The 25267-nt window shown below is 40.9% G+C and carries 16 protein-coding genes and 3 tRNA genes; 14 read left to right on the plus strand and 5 right to left on the minus strand.

The features are described 5' to 3' along the window. The first annotated feature begins 6 nt into the window (after window positions 1-6). The 9 genes from HXT59_RS01960 to HXT59_RS02000 all read left to right on the plus strand — a co-directional run bounded on the left by HXT59_RS01960 (window position 7) and on the right by HXT59_RS02000 (window position 8195). A complete protein-coding gene (locus HXT59_RS01960; protein ID WP_012913683.1) occupies window positions 7-1302 on the plus strand; it encodes a hemolysin family protein in 1296 nt (431 codons plus the stop codon). Between the two features lie 57 nt (window positions 1303-1359). Continuing rightward, window positions 1360-1839, plus strand: coding sequence for a Dps family protein (locus HXT59_RS01965; protein ID WP_012913682.1), 480 nt, complete (start codon window positions 1360-1362; stop codon window positions 1837-1839). A gap of 126 nt (window positions 1840-1965) precedes the next feature. Next, window positions 1966-2039, plus strand: a tRNA-Ile gene (locus tag HXT59_RS01970). A gap of 27 nt (window positions 2040-2066) precedes the next feature. Next, window positions 2067-2139 (plus strand) — tRNA-Ala (locus HXT59_RS01975). A 309-nt stretch (window positions 2140-2448) separates the two neighbouring features. After that, window positions 2449-2652: a hypothetical protein gene (locus HXT59_RS01980; RefSeq protein ID WP_012913681.1), complete on the plus strand. Its 204-nt coding sequence runs from the start codon at window positions 2449-2451 to the stop codon at window positions 2650-2652. Window positions 2653-2988: 336 nt separating this feature from the next. Next, the gene (locus HXT59_RS01985) at window positions 2989-5220 is read left to right on the plus strand and encodes a heavy metal translocating P-type ATPase (RefSeq protein ID WP_421783990.1); all 2232 of its coding nucleotides are present in this window, start codon (window positions 2989-2991) and stop codon (window positions 5218-5220) included. 308 nt (window positions 5221-5528) lie between these two features. Continuing rightward, window positions 5529-7007 carry an FAD-dependent oxidoreductase gene (locus tag HXT59_RS01990; RefSeq protein ID WP_004109461.1) on the plus strand — a complete coding sequence of 493 codons (1479 nt, stop codon included), beginning with the start codon at window positions 5529-5531 and terminating at the stop codon, window positions 7005-7007. Window positions 7008-7112: 105 nt separating this feature from the next. Beyond that, on the plus strand, window positions 7113-7991 hold the full coding sequence (locus HXT59_RS01995; protein WP_012913678.1) for a M48 family metalloprotease: 879 nt from the start codon (window positions 7113-7115) through the stop codon (window positions 7989-7991). Between the two features lie 130 nt (window positions 7992-8121). Then, window positions 8122-8195, plus strand: a tRNA-Gly gene (locus HXT59_RS02000). Between the two features lie 67 nt (window positions 8196-8262). Here HXT59_RS02000 and HXT59_RS02005 read toward each other — a convergent pair. Together HXT59_RS02005 and HXT59_RS02010 are read right to left on the minus strand one after the other, a co-directional pair. Next, entirely contained in the window at window positions 8263-11019 is a 2757-nt protein-coding gene (locus HXT59_RS02005; RefSeq protein ID WP_076002502.1) for a Rib/alpha-like domain-containing protein, read from the minus strand. Window positions 11020-11364: 345 nt separating this feature from the next. Beyond that, window positions 11365-12543 (minus strand): lipase family protein, encoded by a 1179-nt coding sequence (locus HXT59_RS02010; protein ID WP_012913676.1) that lies wholly within the window; start codon window positions 12541-12543, stop codon window positions 11365-11367. 353 nt (window positions 12544-12896) lie between these two features. Between HXT59_RS02010 and ahpC the strand changes: the two genes are divergently transcribed. From ahpC to HXT59_RS02025, 3 genes are all read left to right on the plus strand, one after another. Then, window positions 12897-13460, plus strand: a complete 564-nt coding sequence (gene ahpC, locus HXT59_RS02015; protein WP_012913675.1) for an alkyl hydroperoxide reductase subunit C — start codon at window positions 12897-12899, stop codon at window positions 13458-13460. A 130-nt stretch (window positions 13461-13590) separates the two neighbouring features. Continuing rightward, window positions 13591-15264, plus strand: a complete 1674-nt coding sequence (gene ahpF, locus HXT59_RS02020; RefSeq protein WP_415705439.1) for an alkyl hydroperoxide reductase subunit F — start codon at window positions 13591-13593, stop codon at window positions 15262-15264. Between the two features lie 40 nt (window positions 15265-15304). Beyond that, complete coding sequence (locus HXT59_RS02025) at window positions 15305-16207, plus strand: LysR substrate-binding domain-containing protein (protein WP_421783993.1); 903 nt, start codon at window positions 15305-15307, stop codon at window positions 16205-16207. Window positions 16208-16403: 196 nt separating this feature from the next. Here HXT59_RS02025 and trpB read toward each other — a convergent pair whose 3' ends face one another. The 3 genes from trpB to HXT59_RS02040 all read right to left on the minus strand — a co-directional run bounded on the left by trpB (window position 16404) and on the right by HXT59_RS02040 (window position 22033). Beyond that, window positions 16404-17597, minus strand: coding sequence for a tryptophan synthase subunit beta (trpB, locus tag HXT59_RS02030; protein WP_064621760.1), 1194 nt, complete (start codon window positions 17595-17597; stop codon window positions 16404-16406). A 575-nt stretch (window positions 17598-18172) separates the two neighbouring features. Next, window positions 18173-18754, minus strand: coding sequence for a dCTP deaminase (gene dcd / locus HXT59_RS02035; RefSeq protein ID WP_004119774.1), 582 nt, complete (start codon window positions 18752-18754; stop codon window positions 18173-18175). 288 nt (window positions 18755-19042) lie between these two features. Then, window positions 19043-22033 (minus strand): cation-translocating P-type ATPase, encoded by a 2991-nt coding sequence (locus HXT59_RS02040; protein ID WP_064621761.1) that lies wholly within the window; start codon window positions 22031-22033, stop codon window positions 19043-19045. A 226-nt stretch (window positions 22034-22259) separates the two neighbouring features. Between HXT59_RS02040 and rlmB the strand changes: the two genes are divergently transcribed. Both rlmB and HXT59_RS02050 read left to right on the plus strand, forming a co-directional pair. After that, on the plus strand, window positions 22260-23255 hold the full coding sequence (gene rlmB / locus HXT59_RS02045) for a 23S rRNA (guanosine(2251)-2'-O)-methyltransferase RlmB (protein ID WP_012914562.1): 996 nt from the start codon (window positions 22260-22262) through the stop codon (window positions 23253-23255). Window positions 23256-23385: 130 nt separating this feature from the next. After that, window positions 23386-25191 (plus strand): hypothetical protein, encoded by a 1806-nt coding sequence (locus tag HXT59_RS02050; protein ID WP_004109435.1) that lies wholly within the window; start codon window positions 23386-23388, stop codon window positions 25189-25191. The last annotated feature ends 76 nt before the right edge of the window (window positions 25192-25267 follow it).

Raw genomic sequence — 25267 nt, forward strand, 5'->3', positions numbered from 1 at the left:
ACAAGTATGGCGATTGGTTTTAATATTCTACTCATTATGATTTTTTTGCTATTTGGTTCCGTATTTGCGGCAACCGAATTAGCTTTAGTGAGCTTGAGAAGTTCGCAAATTGATCGCATGGAATTGCAGGATGCGCGTGGTGCTAGAGTTGCAAAAATTGCCCGCGATCCTAACACTTTTCTATCTGCTCTACAAATTGGAGTAACTCTTTCTGGCTTTCTTTCTGCATCGTTTGGTGAGTCTGCTTTAGCTCCGTATGTTGTGCCGGTTGTATGTTCATGGGGTGTTTCTTCGCACGTTGCTGGTCCACTTACAACAATCTTTCTAACTCTTGTTATTTCTTACTGTTCTATTGTTATTTCTGAATTAGTTCCAAAACGTATTGCTATGCAGCGTGCTGAGCAGATTGCGCGAGCGGTTGTGCCGGCGGTTGATGTTTTCTCAAAGATTTGCAAGCCTTTAATTTGGCTTATTGGAAAGAATACTAACGGTTTTGTGCGCATTCTTGGCTTTGATCCTAATGAGAAGGAAAGCGAAGTTTCTGACGAAGAATTGCGCGTGCTTGTCAATAGCAATAAGCGTTTAAGTCAAGATGAGCGCACTATTTTGGATGATGTGTTTGATGCGTCTGAAACTATTGTTGCTGAAGTAATGCGTCCTCGTGCTGATGTTGAGTTTTTGGATGGTTCATTGAGCCTTGAAGAAGCTGCCGCGAAAATTCGTGAGCTTCCGTATTCTCGCTACCCTGTTATTGGCAAAGATTTTGATGATGTTATAGGTTTTGTGCATGTTCGTGATTTGCTAGATGTGCGTGATCCAAATGCAAAAACTGTTGCAGATGTAACTCGCGAAGGAATTAGTCTTCCTGGAACTTCCAAACTATTGCCGAGCCTGGAACTTCTTCGTAAACGTGGTATTCATTTGGCTGTTGTCATCGATGAATATGGTGGAACTGACGGTATTGTTACGCTCGAGGACATGACAGAAGAGCTAGTTGGAGATATTCGCGATGAATATGATTTGCCTGGTGAAACTGAGCAAAATAATGTGAATAAAACAACTGCTTTTGTAAATGGTGTTGCAAAAATTGATGGCGGTATGACCATTGAAGATTTTGCTGACATTACCGGCATTGAGCTTGAGGACGGTCCGTATGAGACTGTTGCAGGCTACTTTTTAGCGCATACTGGCTCAATGGGAAGTGTTGGAGCTGTTTTGCATGATGCGGATGGTTACGATATGACTGTAACTGCGGTTGATGGTAGGCGTATTGCGACGATTGAAGTGCGTCGCCGTGCGTAGTTTAAGCCATAGCAGTAGAATAATAACGGTATTAACAAACCTAAGGAAGGATAGAACATGGCTTTGTTGCATATTTTGCCAGGTCTCGACGAAGCGGCCAGTGAAAAGGCTGTTGCCATTTTACAGAATCGTTTAAGCCACGAGCAGGAGGCTGCTTTGGTGCTTAAGCATGCGCATTGGAATGTTACTGGCCCAGATTTTATTGCTGTGCACGAAATGCTTGATCCGCAGGTTGCTGAAGTTTTGGCGCAGGCGGATGAAACTGCTGAGCGAATTGCAACTTTGGGCGGCTCTCCACTTGGCCGCGCAGACGATGTTGTTGCTGCTCGCACATGGAAGCGTTTTGCTTTGACTGGTCGCAAGTCTACAAAGGAGTATTTGCAAGCGCTTATTGAGTACTATAACGATATGATTGCAGACGATCGCAAGGCTATCGCGGAACTTGATGAGCTTGATTTAGTTAGCTCAAATATTATTCAAGATCATGTTCAACAGTTGGAAAAGTTCCAGTGGTTCATGCGTAGCCATCTTGATTAATTATTCTCTGTTTAATTTTTTTGATTCAAACCGCAACACGCTGTTTTCTTTTTATGGCGTGTTGCGGTTTGACATTTTCTGTGTCTGTGCTAATGTAACTACTTGTATGTTTTAGGCATACGAGTTGGGCCCGTAGCTCAGGTGGTTAGAGCGCATCCCTGATAAGGATGAGGTCGGAGGTTCAAGTCCTCCCGGGCCCACGATAGAATGACATCATTCTTTCGAATGGGGCTATGGCGCAGCTGGTAGCGCATCTGCTTTGCAAGCAGAGGGTCAGGAGTTCGAGTCTCCTTAGCTCCACGAACAGGGTTCTGATTGATTTTTCAATCAGAACTTTTTGTTTATCAATTTCTTTCTTGTCGCGTGCCCATTCAATTTTTGGGGAATAACCCAATTTTTTACTGATTACCCCTAATAAAATTAGGGTGACACCCTGATATTTGTCAGTGTTGTAAAAAATATAAAAATGTTTAAATAGTTGAATCTCTTCCCAGAGATTGCGGCATATATTTTGCTGTGGAACTATACACAATATATTGTTAACTTGAAAGGTATTAAAGAGAGATGAAAACCATAAAGGTTTTCATTTTAGACGGAAGGATGTAAAAAATGATTTATAAGATAAAACAAAATATTGCTGATATTTCTGCTGGCGTAGTTTCTTTATTAGTAGCTTCATTTGTTAAAGGTCAAGGTTGGAATATTCAAAATATTATGATTTGGCTTGCAACATTCGTAGCAACATATATCACACTACGTCTATTATTTATGCTTTTCAAAATTGTAAGAACTCTTTTCACTAAAGAACAGTAAATTTTAGGGTTATAGGCCGAATCTATGGCAAATAAATTGGCCTATAACCTAAATTTTAAAAAGATATGAAGCATAAACTTATTAATTTAATAATTCAAATAGTACAATTAGTAATTGTTGGAACTCATTATGGTGCTTTTTTGGAAGCATAATATTTACATGAGAATGCTTCTCATCAAGGCCTATTGGTACAATAATTACATATAAATAAACATAAGTATCTTTACGCCGTGTATTGAGTGCGCTATTTAAGTTGCGCCCAATGGGTTAACAAGGCGTGAAATCGTGTGTTAGCAGCGTCTTAAGCGGTTAACCTGATCAGCGTAAGGAAAGTGTATGCGTAAACTTTTAGCATATTGCCGTCGTGCATCTCAATTAACAGTCGTAATTCTTGCTTTTCCGTTTATTGCGGCTTTGTACTCATGCAATTTGCCCATATTAACTACTTTTTGTGAGCAAATTTCTAATCTTTCGCAGCAAATCTTTGATTTCTTAAATCTTGGTTGCGATATTTCCATAAGTCTTAGTATTGGGAAAACTATTATCGCTATTCTCGTTTTATATACCAGCCTTATTTCTTTGCGCAACATGATTAAAAATTTATTGCGCGGAACTTTAGGTATTGATTTGCTAGCTTTTGTTGCATTACTTGCAACGCTTTGTATTGGTGAGTTTTGGGCAAGCTATTTGATTGTTGTAATGGTTTGGACGGGAGAGGCAATTGAAGATTTTGCGCATATGAAAGCCCAGCGCAATCTGTCTCTTTTAGTAAGCGCAGCTCCAAAAACTGCTCATCTTATGACTTTGCCAGGTATTGAGTATGAAATGGATAATAATCAAGCAAATGATGAATCATACGAACCGCCATGTTTGAGTGAAAATCAGTGCAAGCCTAGCTCGTGTGTTCTGTGCCGGCATGCTGAATTCAGAAAAGTGGATGCCGCTAATTCTAAGCAATCTAATATTAGCGAGCAAAATTGCGACTATAAACACAATATTTGTCCATTTTTGCAATCAACTACAGACGGCGAAATCTCCTCAAATTTGCAGCGTTACAAAACGGTTCCAGTTGATGAATTAAATATTGGAAACGTAATTATTGTGCTTCCTGGCGAAACTGTGCCAGTTGATGGTGAGCTGTTAAGCGGTTCTGCAATTTTAGACACAAGTGCTATTAACGGAGAATCCGTTCCTAGAGAAGTCTATGCGGGAGCTGCAGTGCTTTCAGGCTGTGTAAACGGTGGAGTTGTGCTTATTATGCGCGTAACAAAGCTGTCTAAAAACTCGCAGTATCAGAAAATCATGCAGCTTGTTGAGTCTGCTAGGTCTTCTAAAGCTGCAGTAGTTAGATTTGCAGACATGTTATCTGTGCCATTTACTGTTTTGTCTTTTGTAATTGCTGGTTTTGCTTGGGGCTTTTCTGGAGATGCTCTTAGATTTGCGCAAGTGCTAGTTTTGGCAACTCCTTGCCCGCTGCTTATTGCGGTGCCGGTTGCGTGCATGGCTGGAACTGGGCGTTTAGCGAAACTTGGAATTGTTGTTAAAAGTCAGGATGTGCTTGAGCAATTAAGTCGTGTAACAGATGTATTTTTTGACAAAACTGGCACGTTGACTGTAAAACAGCCGCAAGTTGTAAACGTAGACGTAATCGATACTACGCAGAAGGCTGATCGTATTGTAATGCTCGCAGGTGTTCTAGAGACGTATTCTCAGCACATACTTGCAGGTGGTATTGCTAAAGCGGGAGCAAGCTTGTGGGAAAATGCTCACCCATCGTCGGTTCCGCAGCTTCCTAGCGTGCGAGAATACCCTGTAGTGCACAGTGTTAAAGAAACTGCAGGTCAGGGTATTCAGGGCGTTGTAGACGGTATTTTAGTACGTGTAGGCAGACGCAAGTACGTTACAGAGCAAAACGCGAATCAAACTATAGGCAAATCTCTCGCAGCAGACGAAATGGCAACCTACGTGTCTTTTGACGGCGTGCTGGTAGGAAGAATCGTATTAAAAGACGTGCCGCGCGATAATGCGAAATCAACTATTGACACATTGCGTACACTTGGTGCGCGCTCAATATCTATTCTTACTGGCGATAGTTTGCAAGCTGCAACAACAATTGGTAAAAGTGTTGGAATTGAAACAATATATGCAGATTTACTTCCGCAAGATAAATTAGCGCATGTAAAAAAACATAATTACAATGTGCATAAAAATAAGCAAAATTCAACTGTAACAATGATGGTTGGAGATGGCGTAAACGATGCTCCAGTGCTTGCAGCTGCCGATATTGGCGTAGCAGTAACGGATGGCACAGATACGGCAGCATCTGAATGCGCACAGGTAGTTATTATGAACAACGATATTTCTTCTGCTGCAAGCGCAATAAGAGTAGCAAAACATACTAAACGCGTTATGGTTCAGTCAGTATTGATGGGCATTGGATTAGCAATTATAAGTATGATTTTTGCGGCTTTCGGTTTTATTCCAGCAGTTATTGGCGCAATGATGCAAGAAGCAATTGATGTTGTTGCTATTATGTGGGCTTTAACAGCATTGCGCGAACGAAAATAAAAATATTTTTTGGCAATATTTTTACGATATTCATTACGACACCTTTAATAATATTCGTTTGAGTATTTTATCGTTTGAGCATGTTGTAAGACGAAGTAATGCGCTAGTCTAATTATGAAAGCATACGAGTTAGCTGCAAACGGTAACGGCTCAAGCTTGTACGTAACTTATTTCTGGCGAAGAATTACATATAAACGCTTTACAGTTACGCTGCTGAGTGATTGAGGCAACCTATGCTTGTAGGCCGCGCTAAATAGCGCGAAAACGGCGAAAAGTGCCGTATAATACAGCTCAATATGGGGATAATAATGGAAAAAAATAACTTAAACGAAAATGTTTCACAAGAAACATCTCAACTGCGTATTGCTGTAATAGGAGCAGGTCCTGCAGGAGTGTACTCTTCCGATATCTTCTTACGTCAGATTGCAAAGCGTGGAGAAGAATTGGGATTAGGCTCTAGCGCTCGCATTGATCTTTTTGAAAAATTGCCAGTGCCTTTCGGCTTAGTGCGTTACGGAGTAGCTCCTGACCATCCAAGTATCAAATTTATTGCGGATGCGCTTGAAAAGACGCTTGATAATCCAAATATTCATCTTTATGCAAATGTTGAATTTGGTAAAGATATTGCATTAGAAGATTTACTTCATAGATATGATGCTGTGTTATTTGCAACGGGTGCTGTGAAAGATAGGTCTCTTCGAGGAGTTTCAGGTGCCGATTTAGACGGAGTGTATGGAGCTGCAAAATTCGTAGAATGGTACGATGGATACCCAACTAGCAATCGAGAATGGCCGCTTGAAGCCAAGGAAGTAGCTGTTATTGGTGGCGGAAATGTGGCAATGGATGTTGCTCGTGAGCTTTTACGAGATCCTGATTATTTGCGCGCTCATACGGATATTCCAGACGATGTGTATGAAGGATTGAAACAAAATCGCACTCAAACTTTACATCTATTTATTCGACGAGGTGTAGCTCAAGCGAAATTCTCAGTGCAAGAATTGCGTGAAATGGAAAAGTTACAGGGTGTGCAAATAATTATTAACGAAGATGATTTTGAACTTGACGATGAGACTATTGAAGTAGCCGGTAACGATAAGCTCACGCGTCAAATGGTTGAGGAGCTTTTCGCTATTCGCGATATGGCTGAAGATATGGAAGATGGCGGAAACGTTGATTTTGAGGGGAAGCCAGCCAACAAACGCTATATTATCCACTTCAACTGTGCGCCGGTAGAAATTCTTGGTGAAGATGGACATGTGAAGGCAATACGAGTTGAGCGCACGACTACAAGCGCCGATGGCAAAATGACTCGTACTGGAGAGTTCGAGGAATACGCCGTTCAAGCTGTATACCATGCCATTGGCTACCATCCTGCAGAAGTTGCAGGTATTGCTTACGACGAAAAGCGTACTTTGCTTGCAAATATTGATGGGCGCTTAGTGGAGTCTGTAGAAAATGGCGAAGTTCGTGAGCGATTGTATGCAACTGGCTGGGCTAAGCGTGGGCCGGTAGGATTAATCGGCTCTACAAAATCTGATGCTCTTTTGATTGTTAATAATATGCTTGAAGATTTATCTAAAGCTGGCAATGCTGGGCGAATCGCACCTGATCGCGATGAAAATTCTATAGATAAATTATTGGCAGAAAAGGGCATTAAACCAATTGATTACGCCGGTTGGAAGCGAGTTGACTCTTATGAGCGTGAACTTGGAGCCAATGAGCAGAGAACTCGAAAGAAAGTTGTTTCAGCTTCTGAACTTGTAAATATTGCTTTAGGTAGCAAATAATGCCCTAAATAAACTGAAAATATTACTTAGTATTTAAGTTTGTAGTTAGTAAATACGCAGTATATATTCAGAAAAATTTAAGTTCGCATTATTAAGATAGCTCATATGTTGAAAGGCTTGAGAATACACTATGGCAGCTTAAAAGCCGCACTATTTTTTGTTGTTGTGTGGCTTTTTCTTGCCTTATGTTGGGTTCTTACTGGCTCGCATCTGTCTTCACTAATATGGTTCATTATTCCTGGTATTGCATTTAGTGTTTTTGCTTATTGGTGCTCAAGTAAGCTTGCGATTATTGCTATGCATGCTACAGAGGTTAGTGAAGAAGAAGAGCCTGTGCTTTACGCAATGGTCAGAGATTTGTCTGCTCGAATTGGTAAACCTATGCCGCGAGTAATGGTTTCTCCCTACGAAAGTCCTAATGCTTTTGCAACTGGTAGAAGTGAGCGTCATGCGAGTATATGTTGTACTCGTGGTTTGATTAATATTCTTAACGAGCGCGAGTTACGTAGTGTTATTGGTCATGAATTAACTCATATTTATAATCATGATATTCTCGCTTCTTCGCTGGCTACTGCTACAGCAACAGTATTAACGTACGTTGGTTCTTGGCTTGTTTATGTCGGTGATACATATCGTCGTGATATTCGCAAGTATTGCAAATTTATTGGTAAGTTTTTGAATATTTTATTCGCTCCTATTGCTTCTGTTATTATCAATGCAATTATTCCTGGTTCGCGTGAATTTGACGCAGATAAGGGAAGTAGTGAAATTACTGGAGATTTTGCTGCGCTTGCTTCCGCACTTAATAAAATTACTTACGGCATGCAGCTTCACGAGATGAAATCTACTGCTGGATTGCAGGCTGTTGCTTCTTTGATGATTATTTGTCCATGGAATAATAACGCTCCTGCGCTTGTGCATTTGTGTACTGCGCGTCCTACTGTTCAGGATAGGATTGGGCGTTTAATGAGCATTGCTGCATGAATATTTTGTTTGTTGAACTTGCTTGTCTTGTTTATTGAGTTCATAAACTGATTCCTAAATATTGAAGCGGTAAGCTGTGCATGATACCCTTAGATGGTTGTTGAAACTAGTTTACTTTTAGTTACAGCATGCGGATGTAGTTCATCGGTAGAATGGAAGCTTCCCAAGCTTCAGAGGCGGGTTCGACTCCCGTCATCCGCTCCATTCAGATTGTAAAATTGTATAAGTTGTAGTTTTTGTACATTGGATGTATAAAAACTACAACTTACGCTTAGTTAAACTTTCTTTTTCTTGCAATTGTCACAATTGTGCTAACAAACAGCATTAATGCAACGCTAAGTACAATTGGAATTATTTGTATTCCAGTACGAGGGAGTGCATTATTGGCTATTGTGGATTGTTTGTGTAAATGAGGGTCTTTCTTTACTAAAGTATTCGTCCACGCAACTTGTTTACCGTTTTCGTCAATAAGGACAATCGTATGATTGCCTTTATATTCTTCTGGGATAACTACGTCGAATACAATTCTGCCATATTCATTAATGTGAACTGTTACATATTTCATTCCATTTGCGCTATAAAGAAGTTTAGGGTTGGAATATATGTAGGCATAAGCTTTTACTGCTTTTTCTAGTTGTAATCTGCGCATGAATTCTGATGTTGCATTTACTGTAACAGTGATATGGTTATTTTTTCCCGCATAAGCAATGTTATTATTCCCGACGGTGAGAGTGTTGCACAACGCTGGAAGTAAATCTGCAATACTCTTTGGTGCTGATGGAATCTGTTGCTGTAATGTGTGTGATTCTGAGTTTGCGTTAAGCTCTATGTGGTTTTCGCGCATAGAATCGTTACTAACTGCAGGAGTTTGTAGAGTTTTGGAAGGATGTGTTGGTTCGGGAAATCCCATGCTTGGAATTTCCTTATGGTCTTGATCGAACTTATTAGTCTGTGGGGTTGTGCTATTTGCAGACTTATCAGGTTCGCCATTGCTAGAGTGTTCACTGTTGTCAGAATGAGATTCTGGTGTTGGTGGAACAGGTTGTGACTCTGGTTTAGGCGCAGGTTTTGGCGGAACGGGTGTTGGATTCACCGGGTTTGGTTTCGGCTGCAGAGGCACTGCAGGTTGTTGATCAGGCGTCGGTGTCGGCGTAGGCGAAGGCGTTGGTTCCGGTGTCGGTGGAACAGGTGTCGGAGGTACGGGAGTTGGTGTTGGAGCTGGTGTCGCTGGTGTTAGCTCGATCCATGGTGTTGATTTCTTTGCAGGAATTAACTCGGCCCACGTAATACTCTTTTTAGCTGGGTTTAGTGGTGTTGCTGGAATGATTTCTACAACGTGAGCTTTAAGAGTTACTTTCTGTTTTGCTTTGTTTGCAAAGGTTATTTCTATGATAAATGTTGTTTCTCCAGTGTTTGTTGTGTTTGGTTGTTTTACAACTTGTACTGTGCTGTTTTCTGGTAAGTTTTTTAAGTATGGTTTGAAGTCGAAATTATCGGGGATTTTATTGTCTTTTTTGACTTCTATTTTCTTGCCAGGTTCAGCAGTAACATTTGGAAGTTCCTCGATATTAGCCAATCGTTTATGAATGGTTATTGGAACTATAATAGTTTTTAATATTCTACCAGATAGTACGAGTAGTATTTTCCCTTCGTAGTTGCCGCATTGAGAAGTGTCAATTTTGTCGTATTCTGTAATGTCTGTAATGGTAGAGCCTTGCGGTATATCGTTAGGATTAAGAAGATGCTTTATTGTTGTGCCTTTTGGCAATGGATCATTTTCCATAATGTCAATATTCGTAATTTTAGGTTCGAAAGCTTGTTCGTCAGTTTTAATAACTGGTTCGTTAACTAATCCGTCGAGTGCATCAATTTTGCGACCGGTTCCCTCAATTTTATTGCGTTCGCCAACTGTGAATCCTTGGAAAGCATTCATTCTAGGCTCAAAGTAGCTTCTGGATCCATGACCGGCTCCAGAACTTCCTACGCTTATTGCACCTTCGAAATTTCCTATTCCGCCTATTACTGTATCGTTATCAACTTTATAATGAACGGCATAACCTTCTTTAGTTAGTTTATCGCCAAAATCAGATGTTTCCCAAAGCCATCTGTTGAATATATTACCTTTGATTCTCGGAGCGTTAAAAGTATAAGCTTTAATATTAAAAGTTGCGCCACTACTTTTAGCTCGAATTAAGGCTCTTTGTGCTAAGTACCCACCTAAAGAGTGACCTGTAACATATAAATTGCTTACAGTGTTCTTTTGTTTATATTCATCAATTAATTTATCTATATCAGCAGCTTGGCCTGGGTTTGAGCCAGTTCCAAGCAAGACATCATTCCATACATCTGTTGCGCCTTTAGTGCCGCGAATTGCTAATACTTGCACGCCGTTTTGCTTAATAAATGGGTACGCAGGATTCACATTTTCAAAAAGGATAGCGTCAAACCCACTCCCGAAGTGGTAGGTTTCCTTAACTTTCCAGAATGGTGCAAGCTCGTTGTGCATAAGGCGGTACTCATTGCGATTTTCATAAATAATCCTGAGCGGTTTTGAGTAGTCAAGTACTTCTTTGACGTAGCTGTCTTCCCTATACACAAGCTCCATAAAAAGCGCCATATCGCGAGGGCTAATATCCCACCTGCGAGGATTGCTATCGTTTTTGTCATCTAATCCGTCGCCGTCGGTGTCCTTAATAAGTGGATGCGAATTATATCCGTAATATGTGCGTCCGTTTTTTACGTAAGTGTAAAGCTCTTCGCTGTTCTTCAGACCGTCGCCGTCGCTATCTTGATCTGGATCTAGCGCGGCTTTATGGTAAAGCAAAGAATCAATCTGATTATTTTCCAAACGAATTCGACCAGTAGAAATGTCGTGAGCGGTTTGTGCGGTAAGAGGTACGTGCACTGGTGATGTTTCTTCTGCCGCTGCGGTTGTTGCTAGCGAAGGTATGTAAACCAGCGATGAAATGATCAAACCAAAAGTTAATACAATTCCACTAATTGTGTGAACGGTACTTACTTTTCTCATACTGCTATTCCTTACTTTTTGTACAGACTTCTACTTTATTTTGAAAATATTTTTGCGAGCAGCACAACAGATTTAGCTCAACGTGTTGGTTTTATCAGATTTAACAACTTTATAAAATTGTATCTAGTTGAATCAGATAATTTTAATAAGTACCAAAAGTTAATACTTAAGCTGATGCGGTGTAATAGGAAAGAATTTCATTAGATTAATTGATATAGGAAAAGCACTGAGCTACTTGTGATATTAATGAATCATCGGTAAATCAGCACTTAGCTTATTGTTAATAAATTACACGAGATAGCTATCTATTGCTGGTGCTAATTAATAATCATTAATTAGCAGTAATTAGAACGTGCGAACATCGTAGAAGTTGTTAAGTTCTTCCATCCAACGTCCAGTGCCAGAAATATCTCCTCTAGTACCTACGGTGAAACCTGGGAAATTGTTCATACGGGCCTCAAGATAGCTTCGAGAGCTATGTCCTTGCGCAGAATTGCTGACGCTTATAGCTCCAGCAAAATTGCCAACAGAACGAATAACCTTGTCGTTGTCTACTTTGTAATGAACAGCGTAACCTTCTCGAGTGAGCTTATCGCCAGTATTGGCGACGGCACGCAACCAACGGTTGAAAATATTTCCCCAAATTTGTGGTGAATTGAATGTGTAAATTTTCTTAATCCAGTTGTAGCCTTTGCCTTTAGCACGAATTAAAGCACGCTGTGCAAGATATCCTCCGAGGGAATGTCCGGTAATATACAAATTGCTAACAGTATTTTCGCGACCATAACGCTCAATCAACTGCTCAACATCTTTAGCTTGATCTGGGTTATGACCTACAGCTATTGCAAAATCATCATCGTAATCATTAAATTGGGAAGTTCCACGAATTGCTAGTACTTGAACAGTGCCTTGTTCTAAGAATGGGTATGGACTTACATTTTCAAACAAAACAGCATCAAATCCTCCCCTTTTGTGGTAGGTTTCCTTAACTTTCCAGAATGGTGCAAGCTCGTTGTGCATAAGGCGGTACTCACTGCGATTTTTGTAAATGTCGTGAAGCGGTTTAGTGTAATCGAGTACCTTATTTATGTAATTATCATCTCGATAAGAAAGTTCAGAGAATAAAGCCATATCGCGAGGACTAATATCCCACCTGCGAGGATTGCTGTCTTGATTATCTGGAATACCATCGCCATCGGTATCGTTCATCATAGGGTGAGAATTGTACCCATAATAAGTCTTACCGTCTTTAGTGTAAGTGTAAATTTCCTGACTATTAGTTAAGCCGTCACCATCTAAATCAGCTTGTGGATCAAGAGGCTTCTTGTGATATAAAGACATATCCAAAGCCCCAGGTAAATCTAAGCCTATAGTTCCATTTGCGATTTGTTTAGCTGTTTCAGCAGTAAGTGGAGTTTTTGCATAATTATCTGCGGTTGTTGCCATTGCTGGCATTGCGAAAGCAGATAGGCTCAAGAGCATGCATAGGCTAGTTAAAAACCCTGTTACTGCATTGCGTTTCATAGTATCCTCCCATATTTTGTTTAGTTTTGTAGTCAACAAATGTATAGGACGACTGTTTACGATTTGTAGCACCTCTTTGTTAACTACGTGCGTTATATAAATTAATCGAAATTTATTTTGCCGCCACAATTGCTATTCTACACAGTCCATCAATTGTATAGTCTACATAAACAAAAGTCCATACTTCTAAATAAATGTTGTTGCTCCTTTTTTGTTTACTAAAATCATTGACGATGTGTATAAGAGTCATAGAAAACATCTATATAACTAGAATTATCAATAGCCATAATCTATTCTTAATAATGAAAATAAAAGCGCAACGAAGGCGCAAATGACCTATTTAGGAGAATGATATGAGTTTAATGAACACACATATTCTTCCATTCAAAGTAAATGGTTATAAGAATGGCGAATTTGTTGAAGTAAGTGATACTGATGTTCTTGGCAAATGGGCAATTTTCTTCTTCTATCCAGCTGATTTTTCATTCGTATGCCCAACTGAATTGGAAGATCTTGCAAACCACTATGAGGAATTGCAAAAGCTAGGCGTTGAAGTTTACTCAGTCTCTACGGATACACATTTTGTACACAAAGCATGGCATGACGATTCTGAAGCAATTGCAAAAGTAAAGTACACTATGTTGGGTGATCCTTCCGGAGCTCTTTCGCGTAATTTTGACGCTTGGAATCAAGAATCCGGTTTAGCTCACCGAGCTACATTCCTCGTGAATCCGCAAGGTGTGATTCAGTTCTTTGAGATGACCGCAGACGGAATTGGTCGTAACGCCGACGAGCTGCTTCGTAAAGTTAAAGCAGCACAGTATATTGCAGCGCACCCAGGCGAAGTTTGCCCAGCAAAATGGGAGCAGGGCGAAGAAACCTTGGAACCTTCTATCGATTTAGTCGGCAAAATCTGATTTTTGCAATTAAATATTAAAGAATATTTTTTTTAAAGAATCATCTCAATGCGTAGGGAGCTACGTTCATAGTTTCCTACGCATTTCTCTTATTTTTGCTTGTGACTAAAATTGCGGAAGGAAGTAAACTATGTCTTTGTTGAATGCATCATTAACTGCTCAGCTTTCAGAATTACTAAAAAAGATGGTATCTAAAATAGAAATCATTTCTTACGTTGATAATTCTGAAACATCTCAAAAAGTTAAATCCTTACTGGAAGAAGTATCTCAGCAAAGTGACAAAATCAGTATTTCTGAAGTAAATAATAATGAAATTAGCAATGTAAAGCGTAAGCCAAGCTTTGAATTGCGTAGAAAACTAGATAATCCAGTAAATGGAGAATCTACTGTATCGGTTAGTTTTGCGGGATTGCCTTTAGGGCACGAATTCAGCTCTTTAGTACTAGCACTTCTACAAGTAAGTGGCTATGCGCCAAAAATTAGTGATGAGCAACGCGATGCAATACTAAAGCTTGGTTCACACAATGTGACAACATACATGTCGGTAATTTGCCTGAATTGCCCAGAAGTTGTGCAATCACTTAACACCATTTCTATTATTAACCCTAAAATCCAGCATACTGTAGTTGAAGGTAGCGCTTTCCGTGAAGAAGTAGATAAACTCGGTGTAATGAGCGTGCCAGCAGTTTTTGAAAATGGCAAACTTATTTCCTCCGGACGGGCAGGAATTGACGAACTTGTATCTGTGCTCGCAGAACAAGAAAAATCTGTTGAGCAAAATGAGAATGGCAATAATGGTAATAGCGTTTCTTCGGCAAATGTTGCGCTCGCAGAAAAAATGAATTCGCAAAATCCATACGATATTGTTATTGCTGGCGGCGGTCCTGCTGCTTCTGCTGCCGCAATTTACACTGCTCGTAAGGGTTTGCGTACAGCTATGATTATGGATCATCGTGGCGGACAGGTTGTAGAAACTGAAAGTATTGAAAATCATATTTCCCAAACGCATACGACTGGTTCTCAACTAGCAGTAGATTTAACTAAGCATATTTCTCAATACGATATTGACGTATTTACTCCTGATTGGGCAGACTCGCTCGATTTATCTAAGGAACCATATGGGTTGCATACTATTCATGCGCGTTCTGGTGGATCTTTGAAAGCGCGTGCAGTGATTATTGCAACTGGTGCGACTTGGCGTACGTTGGGTATTCCAGGAGAAGATGAGTATAGGAATAGAGGCGTATCATTCTGCCCTCATTGCGACGGTCCACTTTTCAAAGATAAGAATGTTGTCGTTGTTGGCGGCGGAAATTCTGGCGTTGAAGCTGCTATCGATTTAGCAGGAGTTGCAAAACATGTGACGGTGGTTGAGTTCATGGATGTACTTAAAGCGGATCAAGTATTGCTTAATGCTTTGCATAAATTACCTAACACTGAAGTTATTACAAGTGCTGCCGTAAGTAGTATTGAAGGTAATGGTAGTAAAGTTACTGCAATACGTTACATAGATCGCAATAAAGCAGACGATGATGAAAACAGAGAACATATTGTTGAAACTGATGGGGTTTTTGTGCAAATTGGTTTAGCTCCGAATACTCGTTGGCTTGTAAATAATATTTCTCTCAATAATCGAGGAGAAATTATTACGAATCGCGCTGGATGCACTGATACTCCGGGTGTTTTTGCTGCTGGAGATTGTTCAGACGAACCGTATAAGCAGATTGTTACAGCGTATGGTTCTGGAGCCAATGCTGCGTTATCTGCATTTGACTATCTTATCCGCAGCCCGCAAAATAAATAATTTATAAAATTTATTATGCAATAAACAATGGGGGCGTCTTATGAATATTAGAGCGTTAGAATATCTAATAGCTTTTGCACAAGAAGGAAGCTTTACCAAGGCGGCTGTTCGTATGCGCGTCTCTCAGCCTACTCTTTCAACGCAAATTAAAAAACTTGAAGAGACTTTAGACGTAGAACTTATTGAGCGCACTCCCGGGAAACAAATCTTAACTCCTGCTGGGAGGGAAGTGGTTTATTACGCTAAACGTATTCAGGCAGATATGTCACGTATTCGACAAGCTGCAAGACGCTCAGAAGATCCATGGCCATCTACAGTAGTTTTGGGTGTGTTCCCAACGTTAGGACCATACTTACTTCCAAGAATTATGCCTGCACTCAGGCGTTTAAAACCAAAACTTACTATTCGTTTTATAGAAGAAAAATCAGCGAAACTTATTGATTTGCTAGATAGTGGTCAAGTCGACGCAGTTATATTAAGCGAAAGTTTGAATGCGCCTTCAATAAAAGTGTGTCATGTTTTTGACGAAGATTTTCTTCTTGCGACTTCTACAAATTCTTTGCTAGGACACGAGAGTAAACCAATTGAACTTTCAGATTTGTCTACTCAGAAAGTGCTTTTACTAGAAGATGGGCATTGTATGCGTAGAAGCATGCTCGATGTATGCCAAAAAGTGGGGGCGAAGCAATCAGAATTTAGGGCAACGTCGTTAGAAACTTTGCGATATATGGTTGTAGGTAGCAAAGATGTGACATTATTGCCGCGTCTTGCAACTGTACCTCCAATTGTGCAACCAGTTGGTTTGATGTTGCGTGAGTTTAAGAATCCTAAACCTTATCGATCGTTATATTTGAATTGGCGCGCAGCTTCTCCAGTAGACAAAATTATGGAAGGATTGTGCACAATAATTAGTTCAGCATGCTCTGATTTGCATAAAAAATAAGTGGGATATTCTGCTTAAAAATAAAAATAAAAATAAAAATAAAAATAAAAATAAAAATAAAAATAGGCACTTCTGTATGCTATGTTAGCTACAGAAGTGCCATGTTCTTCTTCTCTTACTTTTTATTCTCACTTTATTTTGAGAATTATCTGCCTCGTTTTATTTGCTGTGTTTTATTTGTTGCTAAATTAATGATTTATAATTCAATTCCAAGATAGCGTGCTACTTGATTCACATCCTTATCTCCACGGCCGGAAACTGTTACTAAAACAATGTCATCCTTACTCATCTTTGGAACCATCTTCATAGCTTGTGCTATTGCATGTGAGCTTTCCAAAGCTGGGATGATTCCTTCAACTCTAGAAAGTGCGCGAAAAGCTTGAACTGCTTCATCATCAGTGATTGCGTAGTATTCTGCGCGACCAGAATCCTTTAAATATGAGTGTTCTGGGCCGACTCCAGGGTAATCCAATCCCGCAGAAATAGAGTAGGCTGGAAGCTCGTTACCGTCATCATCCATAAGAACATAAGTTTTCATGCCATCCGTAATGCCAACTTTTCCATTCGTCATAGTAGCAGCATTTTGAGGAGTATCAGCGCCTTTACCTGCGCCTTCAGCACCAATCAATCGTACAGACAGATCATCAATATATGCTGCAAAAGAACCAATTGCATTAGAACCGCCACCAATGCAAGCAATTACAGCATTCGGCAATCTGCCTTCCTTTTCTAGGATTTGCCTTCTCGACTCTTTGCTAATAACGCTTTGAAAATCGCGAACCATTTGTGGATAAGGGTAAGGTCCCACTGCGGAACCAACGATGTAGAAGGTATCATCCAAGTGCTGTGCATAATCCATAAATGCTGCAGTTACAGCATCTTTTAAAGTTTTTGTGCCTTCTTGAACAGCATGAACTTTTGCACCGAGCAAAGTCATTCTAAAAACGTTAAGTTTTTGGCGTTCGCAATCAAGTGCGCCCATAAAAATTTCGCATTCCATGCCGAATCGTGCTGCTGCAGCAGCAGTGGCAACGCCATGCTGACCGGCTCCGGTTTCAGCGATAATGCGCTTTTTACCCATGCGCTGAGCGAGTAAAATTTGTCCGAGAACATTATTCATTTTGTGAGCGCCGAGATGGTTTAAATCTTCGCGCTTTAAATATACTTTTGCGCCGCCTAAATATTTTGTGAAAGATTCAGCATAGTATAAAGGTGTTTCGCGACCGTCGTAATCTTTTAATAATCCAGCTAATTCATTGCGGAACTCTGAATCGTCTTTGTATTGTAAGTAAGCTGCTGCTACTGCGTCGAGTGCTGGACGAATCATATCTGGTACGTACTGTCCGCCAAATTCACCGTAATACATATTTTGTTCAACTGCGTTTACCATAATTTTGCCCTTCTTGTGCGTGCCGAGGAAATCGGCATTAAGTTTGTTCTTTATTATTTTTATGTCGATTATTTTGTAAATTTGAAGGGCGTGTGCTCAGATAACAAAAAAGCTGGATGGCAGCTTATATGCCATTCAGCTCAAATAATGTTGATGATGAATCCGGCATAGCCCCGTTGATTGTTTAAAATCAGCAAGCCCACACCGATATGTGAACTCGCTTTTAACTACGCCAGCTGCGCCAGAAACGAGTATTCATGTTCATCAACCTCCAATCTTGTTGCACAAGTTTAGCCTTAGCTGTGACAATGTCAACCTTTTAGTGTTAATTCGGCGTTTCATGCAGAAAAAATTTAACCCCGGCGTCTATGCGCCGGGGAAATAAAGGAGAGAAGAAAAGAATAAGTTTTAGGTGCTCTGCACCTGTCTTTTTGTCGACAATATTATATAATCACACTATTCTGAGCAGAACAGTAACGCTAACTGATAATTACCTGAGAATTATCTACTTTTCTTCTAAATCTTGCTATTTTAGGAATTACTTTTCTAAAAACGGAATCATTTTTCTAAAAATATTATTCGCTTAAATCAGCGCGATAGAAATGCTCATACGAACGTGACGGAGTTGGACCGCGCTGACCTTGATAGTGCGATCCGTTAACGGCTGAACCGTATGGGTTTTCACATGGTGAGCTTAACTGGAAGAAACACATTTGACCAATCTTCATGCCAGGCCAAAGTTTAACTGGCAAAGTGCTAACGTTTGAAAGCTCCAAAGTAATATGACCTTCAAAACCTGGATCAATGAAGCCAGCTGTGGAATGTGTCAAAATACCAAGACGACCAAGCGAGCTTTTGCCTTCCAAACGTGCAGCAATAGTAGCGTCAAGTTTTACATACTCCCACGTAGCGCCGAGTGCGAACTCTCCAGGATGAAGAATCCATGGCTCGTCAGGAGCTACCTCGAACTGTTCTGTAAGTTCACCCTGATTTTCTGCAGGATCAACATACGTGTAAGCATGGTTGTTAAATAAGCGGAAAAATCGGTCAAGACGTACGTCAATTGACGCTGGCTGTACCATTTCCGGAGTCCACGGGGTCAAATCAATATGACCCTCATCATGAGCTTTGAGAATGTCGCGATCAGACAACAGCATGACGTCAAATCTCCTTGTGATGTATCAACACATAAACAACTTCATTGTTCGCACGAAATATTTTGTTGCTTATTTTGTACGAAAATTGCAATACAGACAATTGTAGCGCGTGCCGCGGTCTGTGATTATGATGCAAGCTATTTCCTGAAAACAAATAAATATTCATGAGCAATCAGCAAAAAATTTTATAGAAAATAAAAACACAAAACGCGGCACAGAAACGTAGGTTATGTAAGAAAACTACGTACTGTACCGCGTATTTGTAAAACAGCTTAATAATGTATTTTATTAAGCGGCAATAGTTAAGGCGTTTGCTGCTTTACGTTTTGCAATGAAACGAAGCACGCATTTACGCAATTCGGAAGCAATTAACACGACCATTGAAAGACCGAGGCACTCGAACCATTCCGTTACGCTCAAAGGAACAGTGCCAAATGGCTCATTCAAGAACGGTATGTAAATTACAGCCAACTGGAGCACAACAGAAACTGCTATAGCACCCCAAAGCCAACGATTTGCAAATAAGCCTACAAATACGCTTTGTGAGTCTGAACGAGATGCTAACGCATTCAGCATTTGCGCAAACACAAGAATTGTGAAGCCCATTGTGCGAGCGTGAGTAAGCTGAGCAGCGTGATCCATAATTCCAACAGAACGGTCCGTAAAGAATCCACCTGCCAAATGCATATCCATACCGATTAACGTAATAGCAGCCATGATTATGCCGATAAATACAATATCTCCCCACATTCGTCGGTCAATAACGCTATCGGTAAGCTTTCGAGGCTTTCGATCCATTACGTCGTCAGTTTGCGGATCAACGCCCATCGCGAGTGCAGGAGCTGCATCCGTAAGCAAGTTAATCCACAAAAGCTGAGTTGCAAGCAAAGGCAAAGTTACGCCAACAGAGTTTGGCTGTGTAATTCCCAGTGCGCCAGCGAAAACAACGCCGCCGAAAACAGTACAGACTTCGCCAACGTTAGAACTGAGCAAGTATCGCAAGAATTTACGAATATTGTCGAAAATTCCGCGACCTTCGCGCACTGCTGCAACAATTGTAGAGAAGTTATCGTCAGCCAAAATCATCTTGGCAGACTCTTTAGTTACTTCTGTACCAGTAATGCCCATAGCAACGCCAATATCGGCAGACTTTACGGCTGGAGCATCGTTTACGCCGTCACCAGTCATAGCAACAATGTTGCCTTGACGTTGAAGCGAAGAAACGATAGCTAACTTGTGCTCAGGGGCTACTCGCGCGTACACGCTAGTTTTACTGATAGCTTCATCAAAAGCAATATTATCGTCGTTGCGTGAAAGCAATTCGTCAAGTTCGTCGCCTGTAAGTGCATGCTCATCTTTTCCAATAATCCCAAGATCTCGAGCAATACGCGTAGCCGTAAGAGGATGGTCGCCTGTAATCATAACAGTGCGGATTCCAGCGCGATGAGCTTGAGCTACACTATCTCGAACTTCAATTCGCGGAGGATCAATAATTCCAACCATACCATTCCAAATCAAATCAGATTCTAGTACGTCACTTTGTTCCGCAACGTCCGCGATTTGACCTGCAGCGTTAGAAACCATGCCATCAACTTTTGAAAGACTATCGACTCCAAGCGGCCTATAAGCCATTCCAAGCGTGCGGTAGGCTTCTCCAGAAAGACGTTCAACAGTTGCTAAAATATCTTCGCGATCGCCGTCAGTAAGCGGACGCACGGCACCAGCTACTGCAATACGCGTGCAATAAGAAAGCAACACGTCCGGAGCGCCCTTAGCGCAAACAATCAGATTTCCAGAATCCGAACCATCTTTAACAACAACAGACATACGTTTGCGTTCAGAAGTAAAAGGTACTTCCGCAACTCGAGTCAAATGAGCGTAACGTTTGTCCGCTTTTGTTTTACGAGCTGCTACTACTAGCGAAACTTCTGTAGGGTCTCCCACGGGCTGCCAACTTTTAGTAGTTTCGTCATAATGCAAATCGCCGTCGTTAGCCAAACATCCGGAGCCTAACGCGCCTAATACTTCTGTAGCAAGATTTTGCGGTACTGCTAAATCTGCGTCCGCAGAACCAATTAATATCATGCGTCCTTCAGGCTTGTAACCGCTTCCTGTAAGCTGAACTTCACCGCTAGGTGTTACTACGCGTTCAACAGTCATCTCGTTTCGAGTTAAGGTGCCTGTTTTATCGGAGCAAATAACAGAAGCAGAACCAAGTGTTTCCACGGATGAAAGCTTTTTTACAACAGCATGATGCTTCACCATTCGTTGCACGCCAAGCGCAAGAACTACTGTCAAAATCGCAGCTAAACCTTCTGGAACAGCAGCAACAGCTAGGGAAACAGAAAGCAGCAGAGAATCAATAATATCTTGAATACTGTGGAAGCCTTCAATCAGCCACATGGAAGCAAGAACAACAGCTGCAATAATGCACACCGCAATTCCAAGAACTTTAGAAACGTGTACCATTTCTTTCTCGAGAGGTGTTGCTTCGTCATCTGATTTTGAAAGCATATCCGCGATTTTGCCAACTTGTGTGCGCATACCTGTAGAGGTGACTACAGCGCGACCGGTTCCTTGCGTAACAGCAGTTCCGTTGAAAACCATATTTGTACGATCGCCTAAAGCTTTTGCAGACGAAAGCGTATTCGGACGTTTGCTTACTGCAACAGATTCGCCTGTAAGACTTGCCTCAGCTACGCGTAATGAAGCCGCTGCTATAAGTCGACCGTCTGCAGACACGGCATCTCCTTCGCCAAGCACTAAGATATCGCCTGGCACAACTTCTGCAGTATTAATGCGCACCACGCTACCATCGCGCAAAACTGAAGTTTGCGGAGCACTCATTCTAGCTAAAGCTTCGACTGCTTCTTCTGCTCGCGACTCTTGAATGTAGCCAAGCACTGCGTTTGCAATCAAAATAATGATAATTACGATTGAATCAAACGGCAGAATCTCTCCACCGCTGTTTCCTTTATGTTGTGCGCGCTCAACAAACCACGCAATTGCAGAAATAATAGTTGCTGCAATAAGCAAGTAAACGAGCGGATCTTTAAATTGATCAAGGAACCGTTTCCATGCTGGAATTTTAGGAGCAGCAGCAAGTGCATTTGGGCCGAATTGATTAAGTCTTTTTGCAGCTTCCTCAGAGCTTAAACCGCATGTAATATCTACGTTAAGTGATTTAGCTACTTGCTGAACATCGCACAATGATGGATCTTTGCTATTAGCTGAAGAGTCAGCTGTTTTATTGGATTGATCAAGAGCGTGATCAACCATATCTTCCCCCTTGGGAGTGCCGCGGAGTAGTCAATAATCGCAATGCTAACGCTATTTTTAGCGCTTCGTATTGTAACTATTGCGCGGTTGTGGAATATTGCAATAGTTTGCAACAATTAAGTACCGTTCTATTATGCCATACAACGCGCCGAGCTTAGAATCAGCAGACTTTGCCAGCTTCAGAAAGCTATTAAACAATGCCTTGGGGGCATGTGAGAATAGGAGTATGACTACGAAAAAAGGGCCGACCAAGGGGTCGGGTGGAAAACATCGCAATGCTTTGCGCGGAAAAGGTCCTACTCCGAAGGCTGAAGATCGCGTGTATCACAAAGCTTATTTTGCTAAGAAAGCTGCTATTAAGCGCACATTTGCAGATCCGCGTTTGGCTGCGCGCCGCAGAGTGGATAAGCTTGGTAGTGATTCAGATGAGTTAGTAATTGGTCGCAATGCTGCTTTAGAGGCGTTAAGAGTTGGAGTTCCAAGCACTCAATTGTATGTGGCTAATCGCATTGAGCATGACGATCGCACGCGCGAAATCGTGAAGTTAGCAGGCATGCAGGGTTTGCGTTTGCTTGAAGCGGATCGCCTTGAAATGGATCGTATTGCGCATAGTACGAATCATCAGGGCATTATTGTGAAAGTTCAGCCTTACCAGTATCACTCTTTGCAAGAATTGGTTGAACGAGCGGAAAAGAAGGCGCGCGCAATGGAAGCTGCTGATTCAGATTCTGCTCGCATTAATGCTCGACCATTGTTTATTGCTTTGGATGGCGTTACGGATCCTCAAAATTTGGGTGCTGTTATTCGTTCTGCAGCAGCTTTCGGTGCTAATGGTGTGATTTTGCCTGAGCGCAGAAGTGCTTCCGTAACTGCTGCTGCTTGGAAGGTTTCTGCTGGTGCTGCAGCTCATTTGCCAGTTGCTAGAGTTGTTAATTTAAATAAGGCAATTCAAGGTTTGCGAGAGCGCGGATGGTATGCAATTGGTCTTGATGGCGGCGGCGATAAGCTTGTTGGAGAAACTGGCTTTGAAACTGATCCGTTAGTTGTTGTGCTCGGCTCTGAAGGTAAGGGCATGAGTCGCCTTACGAGAGAAGCGTGCGATGCTATTGCTGGAATCCCAATTTCTAGCGCGGTTGAATCTCTTAACGCTTCTGTTGCAGCAGGCATCAGTTTATACGCTGTTGCTAACGCTCGTCGTTTGGCTGCATTGAATCAAAACTGAAATTTTCAAACTTTAAAATCACGCTTGCACTGTATTGTTACGGTGTTAGCGTGATTTTATTTGGTTGGGGCTTTGGATTTGCTGAAGTTTAGTACTTACGCAATTTTGAAAGAAATAATTAAATAGAAATATGCATATTAGCGAAAATACTATAGAAGAAAATAAAACACTTATGAACGAAAATACTGTTACAAATACAGGTACAAATACGAACACAAGTACGTCAAAAACAAAAAAAACTTTAAATGTGACAAAAACTTTAAAAACAACAAATAAATTATGGTTCGTAAAGAATGCTCGTTCACTTATTTTTATTGCATACCTATCTGTCGTCGTAGCAGTTATGTGCTTCCACGAGCCTTGGTTTGATGAAGCTCAAAGTTGGCTTATTGCACGCGATTCTTCGTTTGCTGATTTGTTAACTCTTCGCCCACATTATGAAGGCCATCCGCCGCTTTGGACTTTGCTTCTTTCCATACCTGCAAAAACAGGAGTTCCATACGAAATTGGTCTTAAAGGCGTGCAACTTCTATGCACTGCGCTTTTGGGTGGCTGGCTTATTTTCCGCGCGCCTTTTAGTAAATTGGCTGTGTTTTTGCTTCCGTTTACGTATTTTTTGTGCTTCCAATATGGCGTTACTTCACGCCCGTATGCTCTTCTTTGCGCGGTTTTGTTCATGGTTGCGCATTATTGGAAACAATCTGATTCTAAGTCTTCTGATACTTGGAAACTCGCTTTAAGTCTTGTACTTTTATGTGCAATCAGCGCGTATGGCATTGCTTTAGCAGCAGGTTTTGCTTTTGCGTGGATTTGGAGAGTTGTAAAATCTGCAGGAATTAAAAAAGCTTTCGCTGAAATAGTCTCTAACACTAACAGATTAGTAAGCTGGATAATCCTTGCTTTAGTTGGAATTGCAAGCATTATTTGCATTTGGCCTGCTGCTAACGCTTTCGCATCGCGTGAAACATTCGACGGAAATTCTCCTCTTACGCAATTCTTGTCATTTATTTTCGTTATGCCATCAGAAAGTATGTTCACTCAATTTGCCGGCGATGTTTCTTTACGTAGACTTATGCTAAGCGTACCTTCCGCGATTATTTGCGTTATTATTTCGATTTTAATATGGTCTTTCGCTGTAAGAATCGCTTATCGAAGAGGCATGCTTGTTTCTTTGATACTTCCTTACTTGACTTTTGCGGCAATTGCCACGCAATATTTCACTTTGCATCACGCAGGAATCGTTTTTGCATTCTTCGTATCTCAACTTTGGATGTGTATTGCGCGTAAGCCACTGGAATCTAAAGATATTCCGGCGATTATTTTTAGGTTGTTCAAAGCTGCAAATAAAGCTGAAAATAGCAATAGTAAATCTGCAAGTAAATCTGCCGGAAGCAAAGTTATTGCTGGCATTATTATTGTTGTTTTATTATCCCCAAGCTTGATTTGGAACGGGTATTCTTGCGTTAACGATATTCGATTCGACTATTCAGGTTCGCGCGCACTTGCGCAATTTATTAAGCAAAATCATGCTGAAAACATGCGATTCGTAACGTCTTGGCTACATCAAGATGAAAAAACGGATAAACAAGGTAATGTTATTGTTCCTGAATTTGAAGATATTCATCAATATTCGTGGCAGCTTATTACAGCAAATCCTTATTTCTCGAAGAATCTTATTGATTGCAGTTATAAGAATAGCTCGTTTATTACAAATGAGCAGCCATCTCAAGAACAGGCATCAAATGAAATGGGTGCTTGCAAAGCAAAGAAAGAACCTAAATTCTTTGTCACAGAATCAGATAAGCCTTGGTATTATTTTGTGTATTTAAACTACAATATCGACCATTATACTGAGCATACTATTGCTAAAACAAAATCATCTTGGAAAGCAGGAGTCTCAGAAGGAAGAATTATTGTATATGAGCGCAAAAAATAATTAGCGCATTTATATAATTATATTTAAATATATTTAATTACATTATGAAAATGCCCCTGCGTAAGTTAACTAACTT

This window comes from Gardnerella sp. KA01001, assembly GCF_049244025.1.
Classification (GTDB): Bacteria; Actinomycetota; Actinomycetes; order Actinomycetales; family Bifidobacteriaceae; genus Bifidobacterium; species Bifidobacterium swidsinskii.

Coding starts and splice junctions, on each gene's coding strand:
- HXT59_RS01960 (WP_012913683.1), top strand. CDS start 7: ATGGCGATTGGTTTTAATATTCTACTCATTATGATTTTTTTGCTATTT.
- HXT59_RS01965 (WP_012913682.1), top strand. CDS start 1,360: ATGGCTTTGTTGCATATTTTGCCAGGTCTCGACGAAGCGGCCAGTGAA.
- HXT59_RS01980 (WP_012913681.1), top strand. CDS start 2,449: ATGATTTATAAGATAAAACAAAATATTGCTGATATTTCTGCTGGCGTA.
- HXT59_RS01985 (WP_421783990.1), top strand. CDS start 2,989: ATGCGTAAACTTTTAGCATATTGCCGTCGTGCATCTCAATTAACAGTC.
- HXT59_RS01990 (WP_004109461.1), top strand. CDS start 5,529: ATGGAAAAAAATAACTTAAACGAAAATGTTTCACAAGAAACATCTCAA.
- HXT59_RS01995 (WP_012913678.1), top strand. CDS start 7,113: ATGTTGAAAGGCTTGAGAATACACTATGGCAGCTTAAAAGCCGCACTA.
- HXT59_RS02005 (WP_076002502.1), bottom strand. CDS start 11,019: ATGAGAAAAGTAAGTACCGTTCACACAATTAGTGGAATTGTATTAACT.
- HXT59_RS02010 (WP_012913676.1), bottom strand. CDS start 12,543: ATGAAACGCAATGCAGTAACAGGGTTTTTAACTAGCCTATGCATGCTC.
- ahpC (WP_012913675.1), top strand. CDS start 12,897: ATGAGTTTAATGAACACACATATTCTTCCATTCAAAGTAAATGGTTAT.
- ahpF (WP_415705439.1), top strand. CDS start 13,591: ATGTCTTTGTTGAATGCATCATTAACTGCTCAGCTTTCAGAATTACTA.
- HXT59_RS02025 (WP_421783993.1), top strand. CDS start 15,305: ATGAATATTAGAGCGTTAGAATATCTAATAGCTTTTGCACAAGAAGGA.
- trpB (WP_064621760.1), bottom strand. CDS start 17,597: ATGGTAAACGCAGTTGAACAAAATATGTATTACGGTGAATTTGGCGGA.
- dcd (WP_004119774.1), bottom strand. CDS start 18,754: ATGCTGTTGTCTGATCGCGACATTCTCAAAGCTCATGATGAGGGTCAT.
- HXT59_RS02040 (WP_064621761.1), bottom strand. CDS start 22,033: ATGGTTGATCACGCTCTTGATCAATCCAATAAAACAGCTGACTCTTCA.
- rlmB (WP_012914562.1), top strand. CDS start 22,260: ATGACTACGAAAAAAGGGCCGACCAAGGGGTCGGGTGGAAAACATCGC.
- HXT59_RS02050 (WP_004109435.1), top strand. CDS start 23,386: ATGCATATTAGCGAAAATACTATAGAAGAAAATAAAACACTTATGAAC.